This is a genomic window from Streptomyces sp. NPDC027189, from assembly GCF_055566975.1.
Window position 1 is genome coordinate 278,717 of record NZ_JBVHRI010000010.1, and the last position, 19,032, is coordinate 297,748.

The window sequence follows — 19,032 nt, forward strand, 5'->3', positions numbered from 1 at the left end:
GCGGTGGCCGGGTTGGCCAAGGGGAGCGCGCTGGTCGGGCCGGCCGGGGCGGGTGCGTCGGCCGCGTTGGCCCCTGCGAGTGGGTCGGCCGGGTCGGTCCGGGCGAGTGGGTCGGCCGGGTCGGTCCGGGCGGGCGCATCGGCCGGGCTGGGCCGGGGGACGCGGGCGAAGGCCCGGGCCTGGGCTGAGCTTCTGCGTCTGCCCGCTCTGTTCACCGTCCCCGGAGACGCCCTCGCGGGGGCCGCTGCCGTAGGCGCCCGCCCGAACTCCCGCACCCTGCTCGCCATCGGTTCCTCCCTCTGCCTGTACGAAGCGGGCATGGCCCTGAACGACTGGGCCGACCGAGCCGAGGACGCCGTGGAACGTCCGCACCGCCCGCTGCCCTCCGGCCGCATACACCCGGCCAAGGCACTCGCTGCGGCCGGAGCCCTGACCGCGGCGGGCCTCGCCCTGGCGGCCCGCGCCGGCCGCCCCTCCCTCGCGATCGCCGCGCCCCTCGCGGCCACCGTCTGGGCGTACGACCTCACGCTCAAACGAACCCCCGCCGGACCTGTGGCGATGGCAGCCGCGCGCGGCCTGGACGTACTCCTCGGCGCCGCGGCCACCGCCGGTACGGCTCGCGGCCGGGACCGGCTCTTCGGTCCGGCGACCACCGGACGTGCCGCGCAGGGCCAGGACCTGCCCCGGGCCTCGACCACCGTCACTCGCACCGCCCGCCGCGCCCTTCCTTCCGCTCTCACCCTGGCCACCCACACCCTCGCGGTGACCACGGTGTCGCGCGGCGAGACGCAGGGCGGTTCGCCGGCGGCACCGCTGGCCGCGCTGGCCACGACAGGTGTGCTGGCCTGGGGTCTGTCGAACGGTGCGGCAAGTGCGAGCCGGTCGATCGGCGATGACCCAGCAGCCGTGCAACCAGGGCGTGTTGACGCCTCGATGGGCCCGGACCAGGCCGGCGTCGGTACCGGCGTGGGACTCGGCCCGGCACGCGGTGCCGCTCCTGCCCCGGGCCCCTTCCCGCACCCCGTGACAGACACGCTGCGCGCAGCCCTCACCCTCGCCTACGCGGCGACCTCCGCCCGCCCGCTCTTCCACGCCGCCCTGAACCCCTCACCTGCGCTCACCCAACGCGCCGTCGGCGGCGGAATCCGCGCCATGATCCCCCTCCAGGCCACCCTCGCCGCCCGCGCGGGCGCCCCCGTCACCGCCCTGCTGACCGCCGCGCTCGCCCCAGCGGCCCGCAAGTTCGCGAGGAAGGTGAGCGTCACATGATCCCGAGCCCCCGCACGGCCGACCACGCGGGCCCCGCCCCGGCCCCCCAGCCTCTCCGCTTCGGCTACGGCACCAACGGCCTCACCGACCTCCGACTCGACGACGCCCTCGCACTCCTCGCCGACCTCGGCTACGACGGCGTGGGCCTGACCCTCGACCACATGCACCTGGATCCGCTCGCCCCGGACCTGGCCGCCCGCACTGGGAAGGTGGCCAACAGGCTGGCGGCGCTCGGTCTGGGTGTCACGGTCGAGACCGGCGCCCGCTATGTCCTCGACCCACGGCGCAAACACGGTCCTTCGCTCCTCGATCCCGCCCCGGACGACCGCGCGCGCCGCGTCGGTCTGCTCATCCGGGCCGTCCAGGTCGCCGCCGACCTCGGCGCCCATGCCGTGCACTGCTTCAGTGGAATCACCCCGGCCGGCACGGACGCGGACACCGCGTGGGAACGCCTGGCCGAGGCGCTCGCCCCCGTGCTGGACGCCGCCGCCCGCGCCGGCGTCCCCCTCGCCGTCGAACCCGAGCCCGGCCACCTGCTCGCCACCCTCGCCGACTTCCACCGCCTGCGCCGAACACTCGGCGATCCGGGCGCGCTCGGACTCACCCTCGACATCGGCCACTGCCAGTGCCTCGAACCCCTTCCTCTCGCCGACTGCGTACGCGCCGCCGCCCCTTGGCTGCGTCACGTCCAGATCGAGGACATGCGCCGCGGCATCCATGAACACCTCCCGTTCGGGGACGGGGAGATCGACTTCCCGCCCGTACTCGAAGCCCTGGCCACCACCGGATACCAGGCCCTGACCGTCGTCGAACTGCCCCGCCACTCCCACGCGGGCCCCCATTTCGCCGAGCAGTCCCTCCCGTTCCTCCACCGCGCGGCCCGGGCGATCCCCGAGGGCCCCGAAGGGAGAACCCCGTGAACCACCCGCACCGAGCCCAGCACAGCCAGGGCGGCCACAACATCGAGGGCACTCGGCACAGCCAGATCGGCCACCGGGCCCAGTCCGCCCTCGCCGCCCTGCACGCCCGCCTGAACACCCATCTCGGCGGCGCGGCTCGCGCCTGGCTCGACCAGGCCCTCGACGAGGCGGCCGCCCACCCCGGCACCCACGGCCCCATCTCCGTCTGGGAGTTGCGGATCGCCGAGGCCGGGCGCCGGTGCGGGCCGGAGTACGCCGACGCCGCACGCGTACTCCTCCTGCACGCCGCCCGCGCCGATCCGGACGCACTCACCCGCGTCTACCGCCAGGGCACCGCCGCCGAACGCCGAGCCGTCCTGCACGCCCTGCCCCACCTCGTGCCGGGACCCGACGCACTGCCGCTCGTCGAGGACGCGCTGCGCACCAATGACACCCGACTCCTCGCGGCCGCTGTCGGCCCGTACGCCGCCCTGCACCTGGACCCCCACAACTGGCGCCACGCCGTCCTGAAGTGCCTGTTCACCGGCGTCCCCGTCGACGAGGTGGCCGACCTGCCCCAACGCGCCCACGCCGACGCCGAACTCGCCCGCATGCTCGGCGACTACGCCGACGAACGCGCCGCCGCGGGCCGTCCCGTACCCGAGGACCTGTACCGCGTCCTGGCCCTGACCGAGCCCTCGGCCACCCCCACCTGCACGTCCGGCAGCCCCGGCACGTCCCGAAGCCCCGGCGCCCGCGGCACGTCCGGCCCCTCCGGCAAGGAGTCCTGATGCGCATCTTCGACCCCCACATCCATATGACGTCACGGACCACCGACGACTACGAGGCCATGCACGCCGCGGGCGTCCGCGCCGTCGTCGAGCCCTCCTTCTGGCTCGGCCAGCCCCGCACCTCACCCACCTCCTTCCTCGACTACTTCGACTCGCTCCTCGGCTGGGAACCCTTCCGCGCCGCCCAGTACGGCATCGCCCACCACTGCACGCTCGCCCTCAACCCGAAGGAGGCGAACGACCCCCGCTGCGTCCCCGTTCTCGACGAGTTGCCCCGGTATCTCGTCAAGGACCAGGTCGTTGCCGTGGGCGAGATCGGCTACGACTCGATGACCCCCGCCGAGGACACCGCGCTCGCCGCCCAGCTGCAGCTCGCCGCCGACCACGGGTTGCCCGCGCTCGTTCACACCCCGCACCGCGACAAGCTGGCCGGCCTGCGCCGCACCCTGGAGGCTGTCCGCGAGTCCGCGCTCACCCCGGACCGGGTCCTCATCGACCACCTCAACGAGACCACCGTCAAGGAGGCCAAGGACAGCGGCTGCTGGCTGGGCTTCTCCGTCTATCCGGACACCAAGATGGACGAGGAGCGGATGGTCGCGGTCCTGCGGGAGTACGGGCCGGAGCAGGTGCTCGTCAACTCGGCCGCGGACTGGGGGAGAAGCGACCCCCTCAAAACCCGCCGGGTCGGCGACGCCCTGCTGAAGGCCGGGTTCACCGACGACGAGGTCGACCGGGTGCTGTGGCGCAACCCCGTGGCCTTCTACGGGCTCAGCGGGCGGCTGAATCTCCGGGCCACGACGACGGACGTCACCCACGAAGGCAACTCGATCCTCCGCGGCGGGGAGTGAGCCATGCGCTTCCGCCACCCCGACGGCTCCACCGTCCACCTCGCCTATTGCACCAACGTCCACCCGGCCGAGACCTTCGACGGCGTCCTCGCCCAGCTGCGCGACCACTGCGAACCCGTCCGCCGACGCCTGGGACGAGACCGCCTCGGCATCGGACTGTGGCTCGCCAAGGACGCCGCCCGCACACTGGTCGGCGACCCGTCCGCGCTGCGCGGTCTGCGCACCGAACTCGACCGCCGTGGCCTCGAAGTGGTCACCCTCAACGGCTTCCCGTACGAAGGCTTCGGCGCCGAAGAGGTCAAGTACCGCGTCTACAAGCCGGACTGGGCAGACCCGGAGCGGCTCGCCCATACGACCTCCCTGGCGCGTGTCCTCGCCCAGCTCCTTCCCGACGACGTCACCGAGGGCAGCATCTCCACACTGCCCCTCGCCTGGCGCACGGCGTACGACGGCGAGCGGTCCGCGACCGCACACGCCGCGCTGAGCACGCTGGCCGAACGCCTCGACGCCCTGCACGAACTCACCGGCCGCTCCATCCGCGTCGGCCTGGAACCCGAACCCGGCTGCATCGTCGAGACCACCACCGACGCCCTTGCCCCGCTCACCGCGATCGGCCACGAGCGCATCGGCATCTGTGTCGACACCTGCCACCTCGCCACCTCCTTCGAAGACCCGCACCACGCCCTGGACGCGCTCGCGCAAGCCCGCGTCCCCGTCGTCAAATCGCAGCTCTCAGCCGCCCTGCACGCCGAACACCCCCATCTCCCCGAAGTCCGCACCGCCCTCGCCGCCTTCGACGAACCCCGCTTCCTGCACCAGACCCGCATCCGGACATCCGCCGGCCTGCGCGGCACCGACGATCTCGGCGAAGCACTGACGGGCAACGCCCTGCCCGACGCCTCCCCATGGCGCGCTCACTTCCACGTCCCGCTGCACGCGGCCCCCGCCGCGCCCCTCACCTCCACACTCCCCGTACTCCGGGCTGCGCTGGCCCACCTCGTCGGCGGCCCGCATCCGCTCACCCGCCATCTGGAGGTCGAGACCTACACCTGGCAGACCCTCCCGCCCGAGCTGCGCCCCCGCGCCCGCGCCCAGCTGGCCGACGGCATCGCCGCCGAACTCACCCTCGCTCGTGACCTGTTGACCGACCTCGGCCTCAAGGAGCTGCCGTGACCCAGCCGCCGGCACCGACAGGCCAGCCCGAGCACTCCAGCGAGCACTCCCGTCCCACCCCTCTCCTCGTCCTGGACGTCGTAGGCCTCACCCCCCGTCTCCTCGACCACATGCCGCACCTCAAGGCCCTCGGCCAGTCCGGCTCCCGTGCCCCGCTCGGCACCGTCCTGCCCGCCGTCACCTGCGCCGCCCAGTCCACCTTCCTCACCGGCACCCACCCCTGCGAGCACGGCATCGTCGGCAACGGCTGGTACTTCCGCGAGCTCGGCGACGTACTCCTGTGGCGTCAGCACAACGGCCTGGTGTCCGGCGACAAGCTGTGGGACGCCGCGCGGCGCGCGCACCCCGGCTACACGGTCGCCAATATCTGCTGGTGGTACGCCATGGGCGCCGACACCGACATCACCGTCACTCCCCGTCCCGTCTACTACGCCGACGGCCGCAAGGAACCCGACTGCTACACCCGGCCCCCGGCTCTGCACGACGAACTCACCGAGAAATTGGGCACGTTCCCCCTCTTCCACTTCTGGGGGCCCGGCGCCGACCTCGTCTCCAGCCGCTGGATCATCGACGCGACCCGGCACATCAACCGCACCCGTCGGCCGGACCTGACCCTCTGCTACCTCCCTCACCTCGACTACGACCTGCAGCGCTTCGGCCCCGACGACCCGCGCTCCCTCCAGGCGGCCGCGGACCTCGACGCGGCCATGGCTCCCCTCCTCGACGACGCCAGGGGCGAAGGCCGTACCGTCGTCGCGCTCTCCGAGTACGGCATCACGCGCGCGGACCGCCCCGTCGACATCAACCGCGCCCTGCGTCGCGCCGGACTCCTCGAAGTGCACACGCAGGACGGCATGGAGTACCTCGACCCGATGGCCTCTCGTGCCTTCGCGGTCGCCGACCACCAGATCGCCCACGTCTACGTGCGACGGCCCGAGGACCTGGAGGTCGCGAAGGCGGCGCTCGCCGACCTGCCCGGCATCGAGCAACTCCTCGACGACGAGGGCAAGAAGACCCATCACCTCGACCATCCGCGCTCCGGCGAACTCGTCGCCGTCGCGGAGCCGGACGCCTGGTTCACGTACTACTACTGGCTCGACGACGCCCACGCGCCCGACTTTGCGCAGCTCGTCGAGATCCACCGCAAACCCGGCTACGACCCGGTCGAACTCTTCATGGATCCCCTCGACCCGTACGTCAAGGTGAAGGCGGCCACGGCTCTGGCCCGCAAGAAGCTCGGCATGCGCTACCGCATGGCGGTCGTGCCCCTGGACCCCTCACCTATTCGAGGCAGCCACGGCCGCCTTCCCATGAGCGACGACGAAGGTCCGCTCATCATCTGCTCCACCCCCCGCGCAGTCACCGGCCGCGTCGCGGCCACCGAAGTGAAATCCCTGCTGCTCGACCTGGCCGGCCTCACCTGACGAGGCCTGACAAGCCGTGACGAGCGACTACAGAAAGTGAAACACGCGCCACTGACAACGCGTCCGGCACGCGTCCGGCACGCGTCCGGCACGCGTCCGGCGCGCGCTCGGCAGGCATCCGACCTGGTGCCGAGCGGCAGACCGCTCGGCACCCGCCACCGCTGAACACCGATCCGAAAGAGAGAAACCGTGACCGCGTTCAACGACGAATCCGGAACCGGCGACGCCCTGCGTCGCACTCTCGGCGTCAGCCGTCGCCGCTTCCTCAGCACCTGCACCGCCGCCGCGACCGCGGCGATCGCCGCCCCCGTCTTCGGCGCCTCACCGGCCCTGGCCCAGGACCGGGGCAGAGGCCTCGACCACGGCGGCGACGTACTCGTCCCCGCGAACAAGCGCGGCATCATCCTCTACACCGTCCGTGACGCGACGGGCCGCGACCCGCTCGCCACCGATCTGCCCTCCGGTTTCCGTGAGGTCTTCCAGCAGCTCTCGCGCTTCGGCTACCGGCAGGTGGAGTTCGCCGGATACGGCCAGCACGCCAACGCCCCGGGCGGCGCGAGCCTGGAGTCCGTGGAGGGCGCCAAGCTGCTGCGCTCCTGGCTCGACGAGTACGGGCTGCGGGCGCAGGGCAACCACGGCTTCATACCGCCGTCCTGGCCCTTGACGACGGCCGACCTGGACACCTTCAAGAAGCACCTGGAGATCGCCAACATCCTCGGCATGGCGCACATGGGCACCGGCGGCGACCCCACCGGCAGCGCCTACCGCGCCGACTGGGACGTGGCCGCGGACAAGTGGAACGCGCTCGGCGAGATCGCTCGCCGTGAGGGCATCAAGCTGTACACCCACAACCACGACGCGGCGTACGGCTTCCTGCTCGACGGCGGTCCGCTGGACGCCCAGGGCCATCCCACGCGCAGCTCCGGCATCCGCAAGCTGGAGTACTTCCTCAAGATCACCGACCCGAACGTGGTCTGGCTGGAGATGGACATCTTCTGGGCGCACGTGGCCCAGTACAAGTTCCACACGTACACGGCCCACGACGGCTCCACACAGGAGAACGTCTTCGATCCCGCGGGGCTCGTCGTCCGCAACAACAAGCGCTACCCGCTCTTCCACGCCAAGGACGGCACCGTCAACACCACGAACGGCATGGGGTACGACATGGTGCCGTTCGGCACCGGTGTCATCGACTACACCACGTTCTTCTCGCGCGTCGGCGCGCGGAACTACCACAACCCGATGGTCGAGCAGGACAACGCCCCGAGCGCCACCGACCTGGGGCAGTCGCTGAAGCACGCGAAGATCGGTTACGACAATCTCGCGGCCCTGCGCAAGAAGCGTCACCAGTCCTGACCAACGGATGAGGCGGCCCTCCCCACGACGCGCGTCGTGGGGAGGGCCGCCTCATCCGTTGGTCAGGACTCCCTTGCTCAGACGGCCGGTTGCGGCTGCGGAACGGACGTGTCCGCCCCGGTCCGCCCCGGCTGCTTCAGCAGCAGCGCGATCGCCGCCGCCACCATCGAGACGCCGCCGGCCAGCGCGTAGGCGCCGTTGTAGCCCCAGGCGGCGACCACCATCGAGCCGAGCCCGCCGCCGAACAGGCCGCTGATCAGCTTGCCGCTGTACACCAGGCCGTAGTTGGTGGCGTTGTAGTTCTCGCCGAAGTAGTCCGGTGTCAGAGCCGCGAACATCGGATAGAAGGCCCCGCCGCCGAACCCGGAGAGGAAGGCGAAGAACAGGAACAGGGCTTCGCTGTGGATGTCACCGGCCCAGATCACACCGAACTGGGCGAGTCCCAGGACGACGATGACGAACACCAGGGTCTGCTTGCGGCCCCAGGTGTCGGACAGCCAGCCCACCACACCCCGGCCGATGCCGTTGATGACGGCCATGACGCCCATCGACGACGCCGCGACCAGCGGTCCGAAGCCCACTTCCTTGGCGAAGTCGACCTGGAAGGAGATTCCGAAGATCGACACACCCGCGGTCATGACGAGGGCGATCCACATGAGCGGAAGCATGCCGGTCCTGATGGCCTCCTTGGGTGTGTACTGCTTCACCGCGGGAGGGTTCTTGGCCAGGCTGGCGGCACCCTTCTCGGAGCCGCCATAGGTCAGCGGGTCGATGTCCGCAGGCCACCAGTTCTTCGGCGGGTCCCTGAAGAAGAACGCGGAGGCCAGCACCACGATCATCACGTAGCAGCCGATGAGGTCCAGGACGCGGTGGTAGTTGGCGGTGTCGAACGCGTAGTTGAAGATGAAGATGAACGGCAAAGAGCCGTACGCGAATCCGCCGTTGACGAATCCGGTCTTCGCGCCACGGCGCTCGGGGAACCACTTGCCGACCATGTTGATGCAGGTCGCGTACACCAGGCCGGACCCCAGGCCGCCGATGACGCCGAAGCCCAGGATGGCGAGAAAGACGTTGCTCAGGTGAGAGAGAGCGAGGAAGCCGATCAGGCACATGCCCGAGCCGACGTACATGGCCTTGCGGGCGGTGAGGATTCCCTTCTCCCGCAGCCAGCCCGCGGGGAAGGCTATGCCGGCCTGGAAGAAGACCCAGACGCTCAGGATCCAGAAGGTGTTGCTCTGCGTCCAGCCGTGCGCGTGGGACAAGGTGTCCTCGGCAGAGCCGTACGCGTACTCGAAGACGCTGATGGCCATCATGGCCAGCCATGGCAGATACACCATGAACTTGCGTGAGTGGCCCAGGATGTCCCGGTCAGTCTCGCCGATCCGGTAGACACGACCCCGGGAGTCGGTGACTTCACGGTATGCGCGGTTCGAGGCGTCGTTGTCGTCCGACGCGTTCTTCGCGGCGATGGGTTCCGCCGTCATTACGCCATCTCCTCGCCAAGCGGTTGCGGGTTGGGAACGATGCTCCGGGCCTGCGGCCGGCCGGGAGCCTTGAGGAACAGGGCCAGCACTGCGGATGCCAGCCCGATGGATCCGGCGAGAACGAAGGCGCCGTGGTAGTCCCACGCGCCGACGACGACCGCTCCCATACCGGAGCCCACGAGGCCCGAGATCAACTTCGAGCTGTAGACCATTCCGTAGTTGGAGGCGTTGTTGTTCTCGCCGAAGTAGTCAGCTGTCATGGCCGCGAACAGCGGGAAGATCGCGCCGCCGCCGAAGCCGGAGACCATGGAGCAGAACAGGAAGAACGGCATGCTGCCCATCTGGCCGGAGACCAGCACGCCGAACTGGGCGGAGCCCAGCACCAGGCACACGATGATCAGCGTGTGGCGCCGGCCGACCCGGTCGGATATCCAGCCGATGACGCCACGCCCCGTGCCGTTGACGATGGCCTTCAGGGACATCGCCGTGGCCACGATCCCGCCCGCGAAGCCCATGTCCTTGCCGAACGGCACCTGGAAGGCGATGCCGAAGATGTTGATCCCGGCCGTGCACAGCAGACAGAACCACATCATCCAGAGCACGGGGGTACGGGCAGCCTCCTTGGGGGTGTACTGCTTCACCGCCGGCGGGTTCTTCTCCAGCGCCCGCCGGATCTTCGGGTCGTCCGAGGCCTTCAGCGGGTCCACCTCCGCGGGCCACCACCCCTTCGGCGGGTCCTTGAAGAACCAGCCGGCGACGGCGACGACAGCGCAGCAGAACAGGCCGACCGCGACCAGGACGCCCCTGTAGTTGCTCAGGTCCATGTACGACGTGAACAGGAAGACGAAGGGCACGGACCCGTAGGCGAAACCGCCGTTGACGAAGCCCGTCTTGCCGCCCTTGCGCTCCGGATACCACTTTCCGACCATGTTCACGCTGGTCGCGTAGACGAGACCGGCGCCGATGCCGCTGCACATGCCGAAGCCCAGATAGGCGATCATCACATGCGGCGCGAAGGCCAGTGACAGATAGCCCAGCAGCGTGCCGAGCGCGCCCAGCAGCATCGCCGTACGGGCGGGGAGGCGGCCGCTCTCCCGCAGTTGCCCGGCCGGGAAGGCCACGGCCGCCTGGAAGAACACCCAGACGCCCATCAGCCAGAAGATGTGTCCGCTGCTCCACAGGTGAGCATCGTGCAGCGTGTCCTCCGCGGAGGTGAACGCGTACTCGGCGGAACTGATGCCCATCATGCCCGCCCAGGGCAGCAGGACCATCCATTTGCGCTTGCGGCCCATGATGTCGATGTCGGACTCGCCCACGCGGTACACGCGGCCGTTGCGGTCCGTCACCTCTTGGTAGGGGACGGAGGTCGAATAATCGGTGGTTGTCATCTTGCTCAAACACCCCTTGCGTCGAAAGATCTGGTCAGCGCCCCCTGCCAAATGCCTTTCGTGCGCTTACGGGTCCCGGGGGCGGCCGACGCGCACCGTCGGCCACCCCCGCGCACACTCACGTCATGAACCCGCCCCCCAACAGCCCCGCCGCACGCGCCCAGCGGTACTTCGCGCCGAGGACGGCCACCGGCTTCTCGGTCGTGTACGGGTAGGCCACGACCCCCCGTTCGTACAAGTACTGGCAGGCCTCCTCGACCTCGACGTCGCCCGCGAGCGACGCGACCACGGGCTTCTCGATCCCGCGTTCGCGGAACTCGGCCACCACGCGCGCGGTGAGCTCGGCGAAGACCAGGGGAGGCGTCACGATGGTGTGCCAGTAGCCGAGGACGAGCGCGTGGACGCGCGGGTCCTCCAGTCCCAGCCGGATCGTCGCCTCGTACGTCGAGGGCGGCTCGCCACCCGTGATGTCCACGGGGTTGCCTGCGCTCCCGAAGGGCGGGATGAACTTCCGGAAGGACATGTCCAGGTCCGGCGGGATCTCCATCAAGGACAGGCCGTTGTCGGTCACCGCGTCGGACAGCAGCACTCCGCTGCCGCCCGCGCCCGTGATGATCACGACGTTGTCGCCCTTGGGAGTCGGAAGCACCGGCAACGCGCGCGCGTACTCCAGCATTTCGTTCAGCCCAGGGGCCCGGATGACGCCGGCCTGCCTCAGGATGTCGTCGTACACGGCGTCGTCGCCCGCGAGCGCGCCCGTGTGCGAACCGGCGGCCTTGGCGCCGGCCGCCGTACGACCGGCCTTCAGGACCACGACCGGCTTCTTCGGGACCGTGGCGCGGGCCGCTTCGACGAACGCGCGGCCGTCCTTGAGGTCTTCCAGGTGCATCGCGATGCACTGCGTGCGCGGGTCCTCACCGAACCAGGTGAGCAGGTCGTCCTCGTCCAGGTCCGCCTTGTTGCCGAGCCCGACGATCGCCGAAACACCCGTCTTCGTAGTGCGCGCGAAGCCCAGGACGGCCATTCCGATGCCGCCGGACTGCGAGGTCAACGCGACGCCGCCCTTCACGTCGTAGGGCGTGCAGAAGGTGGCACACACGTTGTGCCACGTCGAGTAGTAGCCGTAGATGTTCGGACCGAGGAGCCGGATGCCGAGCCGCTCGCCGATGGCCACGATCTCGTCCTGGAGTTCGGGCTCGCCGCTCTCCGCGAACCCGGAGGGGATCAGTACGGCGTTGGGGATGTTCTTGCGTCCCACTTCCTCCAGGAGCGGGGCCACGGACGGGGCGGGGACGGCGAACACCGCCACGTCCACCTCGCCCGGAATATCCGTGACACTTGGGTAGGCCTTGCGGCCCAGAATGTCGCCGGCCTTGGGGTTCACCGGATGGATCTCACCCGCGAAGCCGCCGTCGATGAGATTGCGCAGGACCGAATTGCCGATCTTGCCCGGCTCGTTGGAGGCGCCGATCACGGCGATCGACGAGGGCCGCATCAGGCGGCGCATGGAGGTGAGGATCTCCTCGCGCGTGTGCGTCCGGCGCTCGGAGGGAGCCCGCTCCGCGAGGATCACGCGGATGTCCGCCGCGACCGCGCCGTCCGCAGTGGCGATCACCGGGTTGAGGTCCACCTCGGCGATCTCCGGGAAGTCCGCGACGAGTTCGGAGACCCGGAGAATCTGCTCGGCGATCGCTCGCCTGTCCACCGGCCGCGCACCGCGCACCCCGCGCAGAATCTGCGCCGAGCGGATCGAGTCCAGCATCGACAATGCCTCGTCGGCGTCCACGGGAGCAAGCCGGAAAGTGACGTCCCTGAGGACCTCGACCAGTACACCGCCGAGGCCGAAGGCCACGACCTTCCCGAACGTCGGGTCGGTCACCGCGCCGACGATGACCTCCTGCCCCTGCGGGAGCAGCTCCTGGATCTGTACGCCGTCGATGCGGGCCTGGAGGTCGTACTCCCGGGCGCTCTCGACGATCTTGCGGAAGGCGGCCCGCACGTCCGCCGCACCCTCGACGCCTACGACCACGCCGCCGGCATCGGTCTTGTGCAGGATGTCCGGGGAGACGATCTTCATCACGACGGGCCCGGCGAAGCGCGCCGCGCAGGCCACCGCCTCGTCCGCGTCCCTCGCGAGTTCCTCGCCGGGGACGGCGATCCCGTACGCGTCGGCGATCACTTTGCCCTCGGGCGCGGTGAGCGCGGTCCGCCCCTCGGCCCGTACGCCGTCGAGAAGGGTGCGCACCCGTAGGGCCCGGTCCTGGGTCACCACTCAGATCACCCCGATCGACTTGAGGAGGCGCAGCTCTTCGTCGCCGAGGCCGAGCTCGCCGATGTAGACCTCTTCGTTGTGTTCGCCGAGCAGCGGCGAACTGGTCACGTCCACGGGGGAGTCGGAGAGCTTCAGCGGGCTGCCCACGGTCACGAACTCGCCGCGCTCGGGGTGCGGCACCTTCACGACCATCTCGTTGGCGACCAGTGACTCGTCCTCGATGATCTCCTTGGTGGACAGGATCGGGCCGCACGGGATGTTGTGGGAGTTGAGCTTCTCCAGCACCTGCCACTTGGGGAGGGTGGACGACCACTCCTCGATGAGCTGGAACATCTTCTCGAGCTTGGGCAGTCGGGACTCGGGGGTGGACCACTCGGGGTCGTCGGCCAGTTCGGGCCTGCCGATGAGTTCGCTGAGGGGCTTCCAGCCGACGGGCTGCACGATGACGTACACGTAGTCGTTCGGGCCGCCCGGAGCGCACCTGACCGCCCAGCCGGGCTGACCGCCGCCGGAGGCGTTCCCGGACCTGGGAACCTCGTCGCCGAAGTCCTCGTTGGGATATTCGGCGAGCGGACCATGTGCCAGTCGCTGCTGATCGCGCAGCTTCACCCGGCAGAGGTTGAGCACAGCATGCTGCATGGCCACGTTGACCCGCTGACCACGCCCGGTGTTCTCCCGCTGGAACAGCGCCGCGAGAATCCCCGCCACGGCGTGGATGCCCGTACCCGAGTCACCGATCTGAGCCCCCGTCGCCAGCGGTGGCCCGTCCTCGAAGCCGGTGGTCGACATCGACCCGCCCATGGCCTGTGCGACGACCTCGTACGCCTTGAAGTTGGTGTACGGGCCGTCCCCGAACCCTTTGATGGAGGCATAGACGATACGCGGGTTGATCTCGCGGATGCGGTCCCAGGTGAAGCCCATGCGGTCGACCGCGCCCGGTCCGAAGTTCTCCACCATGACGTCGGAGCGGCGGATCAGCTCGGTGAGGATCTCCTTGCCGCGCTCGGTCTTGGTGTTGAGGGTGATGCTCCGCTTGTTGCTGTTGAGCATCGTGAAGTAGAGGGAGTCGACGTCCGGGATGTCCCGCAGCTGCTTGCGGGTGATGTCACCGCTCGGCGCCTCCAGCTTGATGACGTCCGCCCCCAGCCAGGCCAGCAGTTGGGTCGCCGAGGGGCCGGACTGGACGTGTGTCATGTCGAGGACGCGAATGCCTTCGAGAGCCTTGGTTGTCACAGGTCACCTCACTTGTCCGTTGCCTTGAACATCCGGGCGTCGCTGGTCGTGGGCCGAGTCCGGCACATTGCATACAGTCGACGGATACTGTATGAAGATTGTTATCCCGCATCCGATGAGTGATGTCCAGGGGTCGTGCAGCACTTTTAAGACAGGAGCCGGATCATGGACCTGTACGAGCACCAGGCACGGGCGCTCTTCGAGGAACACGGCATCGTGGTGCCGCGGGCCGAGGTCACGGGCTCGCCCAAGGAGGCGCGGGAGATCGCCCGCCGGCTCGGCGGCCGCGTCGTCGTCAAGGCCCAGGTGAAGACCGGCGGGCGCGGCAAGGCGGGCGGTGTGAAGCTCGCCGCCGACCCGGCCGCCGCCGAGCTCACGGCACGCCGGATCATCGGCATGGACATCAAGGGCCACACGGTCCGCGAGGTGATGCTGGCTCAGCCCGTCGACATCGAGAGCGAGTTCTACGTCTCCTACGTCCTCGACCGTGCCGCCGGACGCTTCCTCGCGATCGCCTCCGCCGAGGGTGGCATGGAGATCGAGGAGGTGGCCGCGACCAGGCCGGAGGCGGTGGCGCGCATTCACATCGACCCGGCGGAGGGCGTCACGTCGGCGAAGGCGTCCGAGATCGCGGAGGCCGCCGGTCTGCCACCGCAGACGGTCGACGCCCTGGTGCGGCTGTGGCAGGTCCTGACTCGTGAGGACGCCGTTCTCGTCGAGGTGAACCCCCTCGTCCGCACCACCCAGGGGCAGATCCTCGCCCTGGACGGCAAGGTCACCCTCGACGACAACGCCCGCTTCCGTCATGCGCGTTGGGGAGAGGAGGGCGCCGGGCACGACGACCCCCTGGAGGCGGCGGCCGCGGCCAAGGGCCTCAACTACGTCAAGCTGGACGGCGAGGTCGGCATCATCGGCAACGGCGCGGGCCTGGTGATGTCGACGCTCGACGTGGTCGCCGGCTGCGGCGCCCGGCCGGCCAACTTCCTCGACATCGGCGGCGGGGCCTCCGCCAAGATCATGGCCGACGGCCTGGCGGTCATCCTCTCCGATCCCGACGTGAAGTCCGTCTTCGTCAACGTCTTCGGCGGGATCACGGCCTGCGACGCGGTCGCCGACGGCATCGTGCAGGCCCTGGATGCCGTGCGGCTGACCAAGCCGCTCGTGGTCCGCCTCGACGGCAACAACGCCGTCCGCGGCCGCGCCATCCTCGACGGCCACGCGCACCCCTTGGTGCAGCAGGCCACCACCATGGACGGTGCCGCCCGCCGTGCCGCCCAACTCGCCAACACAAGCTGAAGGAGCGGGACATGGCCATCTTTCTCACCAAGGAGTCCAAGGTCCTCGTCCAGGGCATGACCGGCGGCGAGGGGATGAAGCACACCCGGCGCATGCTCGCGGCCGGCACTCACGTCGTCGGCGGCGTCAACCCGCGCAAGGCCGGGCAGACCGTCGACCTCGACGACCGGGCCGTGCCCGTCTTCGGGTCGGTGCGCGAAGGCATGGCGGCGACCGGAGCGGACGTGAGCGTGGTCTTCGTGCCACCGGCCTTCGCCAAGGCGGCCGTTGTGGAGGCCGCCGACGCCGGGATCGGACTCGCCGTCGTCATCGCCGAGGGCATCCCGGTCCACGACTCCGTCGCCTTCCACGCGCACGCCGCGAAGAGGGGTACGCGCGTCATCGGTCCCAACTGCCCGGGCCTGATCACGCCCGGCCAGTCGAACGCGGGCATCATCCCCGCCGACATCACGAAACCCGGACGCGTCGGCCTGGTCTCCAAGTCGGGCACCCTGACGTACCAGCTCATGTACGAGCTCCGGGACATCGGCTTCTCCACCTGCGTGGGCATCGGCGGCGACCCCGTCGTCGGCACCACTCACATCGACTGCCTGGCGGCCTTCCAGGACGACCCCGAGACGGAACTGATCGTTCTCATCGGGGAGATCGGCGGCGACGCCGAGGAACGGGCGGCCGCGTACATCGGCGACCACGTCACCAAGCCCGTCGTCGGCTACATCGCCGGCTTCACCGCGCCCGAAGGCAAGACCATGGGGCACGCGGGAGCCATCGTCTCCGGTTCGTCGGGCACCGCCCAGGCGAAGAAGAAGGCCCTGGAGGCGGTCGGAGTGCGCGTGGGCGGCACCCCGACCGAGACGGCCCGGCTGGTGCTGACCCAGCTGGAAACGGAACGTGACGTCACTCATAGTTGACGTGGAGTGACTGTCGGAAACCATCCGGCCTCACTACGTTCCTCCCTATATACGCGACCACTGTTCGCGACATACGCGATCACTGTCCGCGCGGGCATGCATCCTGCGGTTCGGCAGATGCCAAGCCCCCCGCCCCCGACTGTGCACCGAGAGCGGAGACACCGAATGGCAACCACCCTCAACCCCACCAACCTCGTTGTGAAGTCCGGTACGTCCTGGACCGACGCCTGGCAGCGGTGCCTCGCCGTCGCTCCCGAGGCGTTCCGCGACGACCGTGTCCTCAACCTCTGGGGCGCCGCCTGGCAGGCGGACGGCCGGGCACTGCCCGCCACCAGCCCCGTCGACGGCAGCCCCATCGCGGGCCCGCCGCGTCTGGACGGTGCCACCGCCCAGCAGGCCGTACGCGCCTCGCTCGACCAGCACCGCGCCTGGCGCCATGTGCCCCTGGCGGAGCGCCGCGCACGCGTGGCGGCGACCCTCGACGCGCTCACCGAACACCGCGAACTGCTCGCCCTGCTTCTCGTCTGGGAGATCGGCAAGCCCTGGCGGCTCGCGCAGGCCGACGTGGACCGGGCGATCGACGGCGTGCGCTGGTACGTCGACGGCATCGAGCCCATGGTGGACGGCCGGGCCCCGCTCGACGGACCCGTGTCCAACATCGCGAGCTGGAACTACCCGATGAGCGTGCTCGTTCACGCAATGCTGGTCCAGGCATTGGCAGGCAATGCGGTCATCGCCAAGACCCCGACCGACGGCGGCGTCGCCTGCCTCACCCTGGCCAGTGCGCTCGCCGCGCGCGAAGGGATCCCGGTCACCCTCGTCAGCGGCAGCGGCGGCGAGCTCTCCGAGGCGCTCGTCCGCGCGCCCGAGATCGGCTGTGTCTCCTTCGTCGGCGGCCGTGACACGGGCGCCGCGGTGGCCACCGCCGTCGCCGACCTCGGCAAGCGGCATGTACTCGAGCAGGAAGGACTCAACACCTGGGGCATCTGGAACTACACCGACTGGGACGCGCTGACCGCGGTCATCCCCAAGCTCTTCGACTACGGCAAGCAGCGCTGCACGGCCTACCCGCGCTTCGTCGTCCAGCGTGAGCTGTTCGACGAGTTCCTGGCCGCGTACCTGCCGGCCGTCCGCACCCTGCGGGTCGGTCACCCGCTCGCGGTCGAGCACCCCGATGACCCGTACCCGACACTCGACTTCGGTCCGGTCATCAACGCGGCGAAGGCCAAGGAGCTGCACGACCAGGTCGCCGAGGCCATCGACCGGGGCGCCGTCCCGCTGCACCGCGGCAAGCTGTCCGACGCGCGGTTCCTGCCCGGTCAGGACACGGCGGCCTACGTCCAGCCCGTCACGATCCTGAACCCGCCGCCGTCCTCACCGCTGCACCACGCGGAGCCCTTCGGCCCGGTCGACACCATCGTCCTGGTCGACACCGAGGCCGAGCTGCTCGCCGCGATGAACGCGTCGAACGGCGCGCTCGTCGCCACGCTCTCCACGGACGACGAGGCGACGTACGACCGACTCGCCCCGCAGATCCGCGCGTTCAAGGTCGGCCGCGGCAAGCCCCGTTCCCGGGGCGACCGTGACGAACTCTTCGGCGGCTTCGGCGCGTCGTGGCGCGGTGCCTTCGTGGGCGGGGAACTGCTCGTGCGCGCGGTGACGCAGGGACCGGCGGGGGAGCGGCTGCCCGGGAACTTCCCGGACTACCACCTGATGCCGTGAGGTGAGGCCGGGCGACGCCCATGTCGGGGCGCTGCCCGGCGACCGGCTCGATGATCTCGTCCACCAGCCAGCGTGCGACCCCCGGAGGATAGGGCGCCGGCAGGCTGAGGACGACATGGTTCACGCCGATGCCGACGAGCTCGGCGACCACCGCGCGGGTGGCGCCGGGATCGTCGTACGAGACGACGACCTGCACGGAGCGGGTGATCTCCCGCGGATCCCGCCCGATGTCCGCGCAGTGTGCGTCCAGCTCGCGTGCGCGCTCGGCGATGAACTCGACGCCGTTGTGCGGCGGTCCGGGGATGTTCCAGATGTCCGCCTGCTCGGCGACCAGCCGCAGCAGTCGGGTGCCCCAGCCGCCGATCAGCAGCGGGGGACCGGGCCGCTGCACCGGCTTGGGCTCGTTCCGTGTGCCCCGGAGCCGGTAGTGGCGCCCCTCGAAGTCGAAGACGTCCTCCGTCCACATGCGCCGCAGGATCTCAATGGTCTCCCCGAGCCGGGCGATTCCCTCGCCGGGCGGGACGAGCGTCAGCCCGTACGCCTCGTACTCCGAGATCGCCGGATTCTCCCCGGCGATTCCGCCCGCGCCGGACGGCTGGTGTGTTCCACCGACGCCTATGCCCATGACGAGCCGTCCACCGGAGACGACGTCGACGGTCGTGGCGATCTTTCCCAGGACGGCGGGCGGGCGCATGCGGTTGCTGGTGACCAGCACCCCGAGCCGCAGCCTCTCGGTCTGCGCGGCGAGGGCGCCGAGCAGGGTCCAACTCTCGTACGTTTGGCCACTCTTGGGCCCGCGCAAGGGAAGCAGGTGGTCCCAGAGCCAGGCGTCCTGGAATGCGGGCAGGGCGTCGGCCTCCCGCCAGACGCGGCGGATGTCCTCGTAGGAGACATGCATGGGGGTGGTCTTGATGCCGAAGCGCACGCGTTGTTCGCTCATATCCGTCAGCCTAACAAATCATCAGG

14 protein-coding genes and 1 pseudogene are annotated in these 19,032 nt (G+C 70.0%); 10 read left to right on the forward strand and 5 right to left on the reverse strand.

Going from position 1 to position 19,032, the window contains the following annotated elements; all coding sequences use genetic code 11:
* Nucleotides 1-12: 12 nt before the first annotated feature.
* From ACZ4RZ_RS25210 to ACZ4RZ_RS25240, 7 genes are all read left to right on the forward strand, one after another.
* Nucleotides 13-1,269: an SCO3242 family prenyltransferase gene (locus tag ACZ4RZ_RS25210; RefSeq protein WP_467747757.1), complete on the forward strand. Its 1,257-nt coding sequence runs from the start codon at nucleotides 13-15 to the stop codon at nucleotides 1,267-1,269.
* Complete coding sequence (locus ACZ4RZ_RS25215; protein ID WP_467747759.1) at nucleotides 1,266-2,189, forward strand: sugar phosphate isomerase/epimerase family protein; 924 nt, start codon at nucleotides 1,266-1,268, stop codon at nucleotides 2,187-2,189. Before ACZ4RZ_RS25210 ends, ACZ4RZ_RS25215 begins: the two co-directional genes overlap by 4 nt.
* Complete coding sequence (locus tag ACZ4RZ_RS25220; protein ID WP_467747761.1) at nucleotides 2,186-2,959, forward strand: EboA domain-containing protein; 774 nt, start codon at nucleotides 2,186-2,188, stop codon at nucleotides 2,957-2,959. The genes ACZ4RZ_RS25215 and ACZ4RZ_RS25220 overlap by 4 nt, the downstream gene beginning before the upstream one ends.
* Entirely contained in the window at nucleotides 2,959-3,807 is an 849-nt protein-coding gene (locus ACZ4RZ_RS25225) for a TatD family hydrolase (protein WP_467747762.1), read from the forward strand. Before ACZ4RZ_RS25220 ends, ACZ4RZ_RS25225 begins: the two co-directional genes overlap by 1 nt.
* Nucleotides 3,808-3,810: 3 nt before the next feature.
* The gene (eboE, locus tag ACZ4RZ_RS25230; RefSeq protein ID WP_467747763.1) at nucleotides 3,811-4,980 is read left to right on the forward strand and encodes a metabolite traffic protein EboE; all 1,170 of its coding nucleotides are present in this window, start codon (nucleotides 3,811-3,813) and stop codon (nucleotides 4,978-4,980) included.
* Complete coding sequence (locus ACZ4RZ_RS25235) at nucleotides 4,977-6,404, forward strand: nucleotide pyrophosphatase/phosphodiesterase family protein (RefSeq protein WP_467747765.1); 1,428 nt, start codon at nucleotides 4,977-4,979, stop codon at nucleotides 6,402-6,404. The genes eboE and ACZ4RZ_RS25235 overlap by 4 nt, the downstream gene beginning before the upstream one ends.
* Before the next feature lie 189 nt (nucleotides 6,405-6,593).
* On the forward strand, nucleotides 6,594-7,760 hold the full coding sequence (locus ACZ4RZ_RS25240) for a sugar phosphate isomerase/epimerase family protein (RefSeq protein WP_467747766.1): 1,167 nt from the start codon (nucleotides 6,594-6,596) through the stop codon (nucleotides 7,758-7,760).
* A 77-nt stretch (nucleotides 7,761-7,837) separates the two neighbouring features.
* Here the strand turns inward: ACZ4RZ_RS25240 and ACZ4RZ_RS25245 are convergent, their stop codons facing one another.
* The 4 genes from ACZ4RZ_RS25245 to frc form a co-directional block, all read right to left on the reverse strand.
* Nucleotides 7,838-9,244: an OFA family MFS transporter gene (locus tag ACZ4RZ_RS25245; RefSeq protein ID WP_467747767.1), complete on the reverse strand. Its 1,407-nt coding sequence runs from the start codon at nucleotides 9,242-9,244 to the stop codon at nucleotides 7,838-7,840.
* Nucleotides 9,244-10,632, reverse strand: a complete 1,389-nt coding sequence (locus ACZ4RZ_RS25250) for an OFA family MFS transporter (protein ID WP_467747769.1) — start codon at nucleotides 10,630-10,632, stop codon at nucleotides 9,244-9,246. The genes ACZ4RZ_RS25245 and ACZ4RZ_RS25250 overlap by 1 nt, the downstream gene beginning before the upstream one ends.
* Nucleotides 10,633-10,750: 118 nt before the next feature.
* Complete coding sequence (locus ACZ4RZ_RS25255; RefSeq protein ID WP_467747771.1) at nucleotides 10,751-12,904, reverse strand: acetate--CoA ligase family protein; 2,154 nt, start codon at nucleotides 12,902-12,904, stop codon at nucleotides 10,751-10,753.
* Nucleotides 12,905-14,137 carry a formyl-CoA transferase gene (gene frc, locus ACZ4RZ_RS25260; protein WP_467747773.1) on the reverse strand — a complete coding sequence of 411 codons (1,233 nt, stop codon included), beginning with the start codon at nucleotides 14,135-14,137 and terminating at the stop codon, nucleotides 12,905-12,907.
* Nucleotides 14,138-14,302: 165 nt separating this feature from the next.
* Here frc and sucC point away from each other — a divergent pair, with 165 nt between their 5' ends.
* From sucC to ACZ4RZ_RS25275, 3 genes are all read left to right on the forward strand, one after another.
* Nucleotides 14,303-15,433 (forward strand): ADP-forming succinate--CoA ligase subunit beta, encoded by a 1,131-nt coding sequence (sucC, locus tag ACZ4RZ_RS25265; RefSeq protein ID WP_467747774.1) that lies wholly within the window; start codon nucleotides 14,303-14,305, stop codon nucleotides 15,431-15,433.
* Between the two features lie 11 nt (nucleotides 15,434-15,444).
* Nucleotides 15,445-16,344, forward strand: coding sequence for a succinate--CoA ligase subunit alpha (sucD, locus tag ACZ4RZ_RS25270; RefSeq protein ID WP_467747776.1), 900 nt, complete (start codon nucleotides 15,445-15,447; stop codon nucleotides 16,342-16,344).
* Between the two features lie 165 nt (nucleotides 16,345-16,509).
* Complete coding sequence (locus tag ACZ4RZ_RS25275) at nucleotides 16,510-18,066, forward strand: aldehyde dehydrogenase family protein (protein WP_467747777.1); 1,557 nt, start codon at nucleotides 16,510-16,512, stop codon at nucleotides 18,064-18,066.
* Between the two features lie 178 nt (nucleotides 18,067-18,244).
* Here the strand turns inward: ACZ4RZ_RS25275 and ACZ4RZ_RS25280 are convergent.
* A pseudogene (locus tag ACZ4RZ_RS25280) lies at nucleotides 18,245-19,006 on the reverse strand (LLM class flavin-dependent oxidoreductase); the annotation flags it as partial.
* Nucleotides 19,007-19,032: the final 26 nt, after the last annotated feature.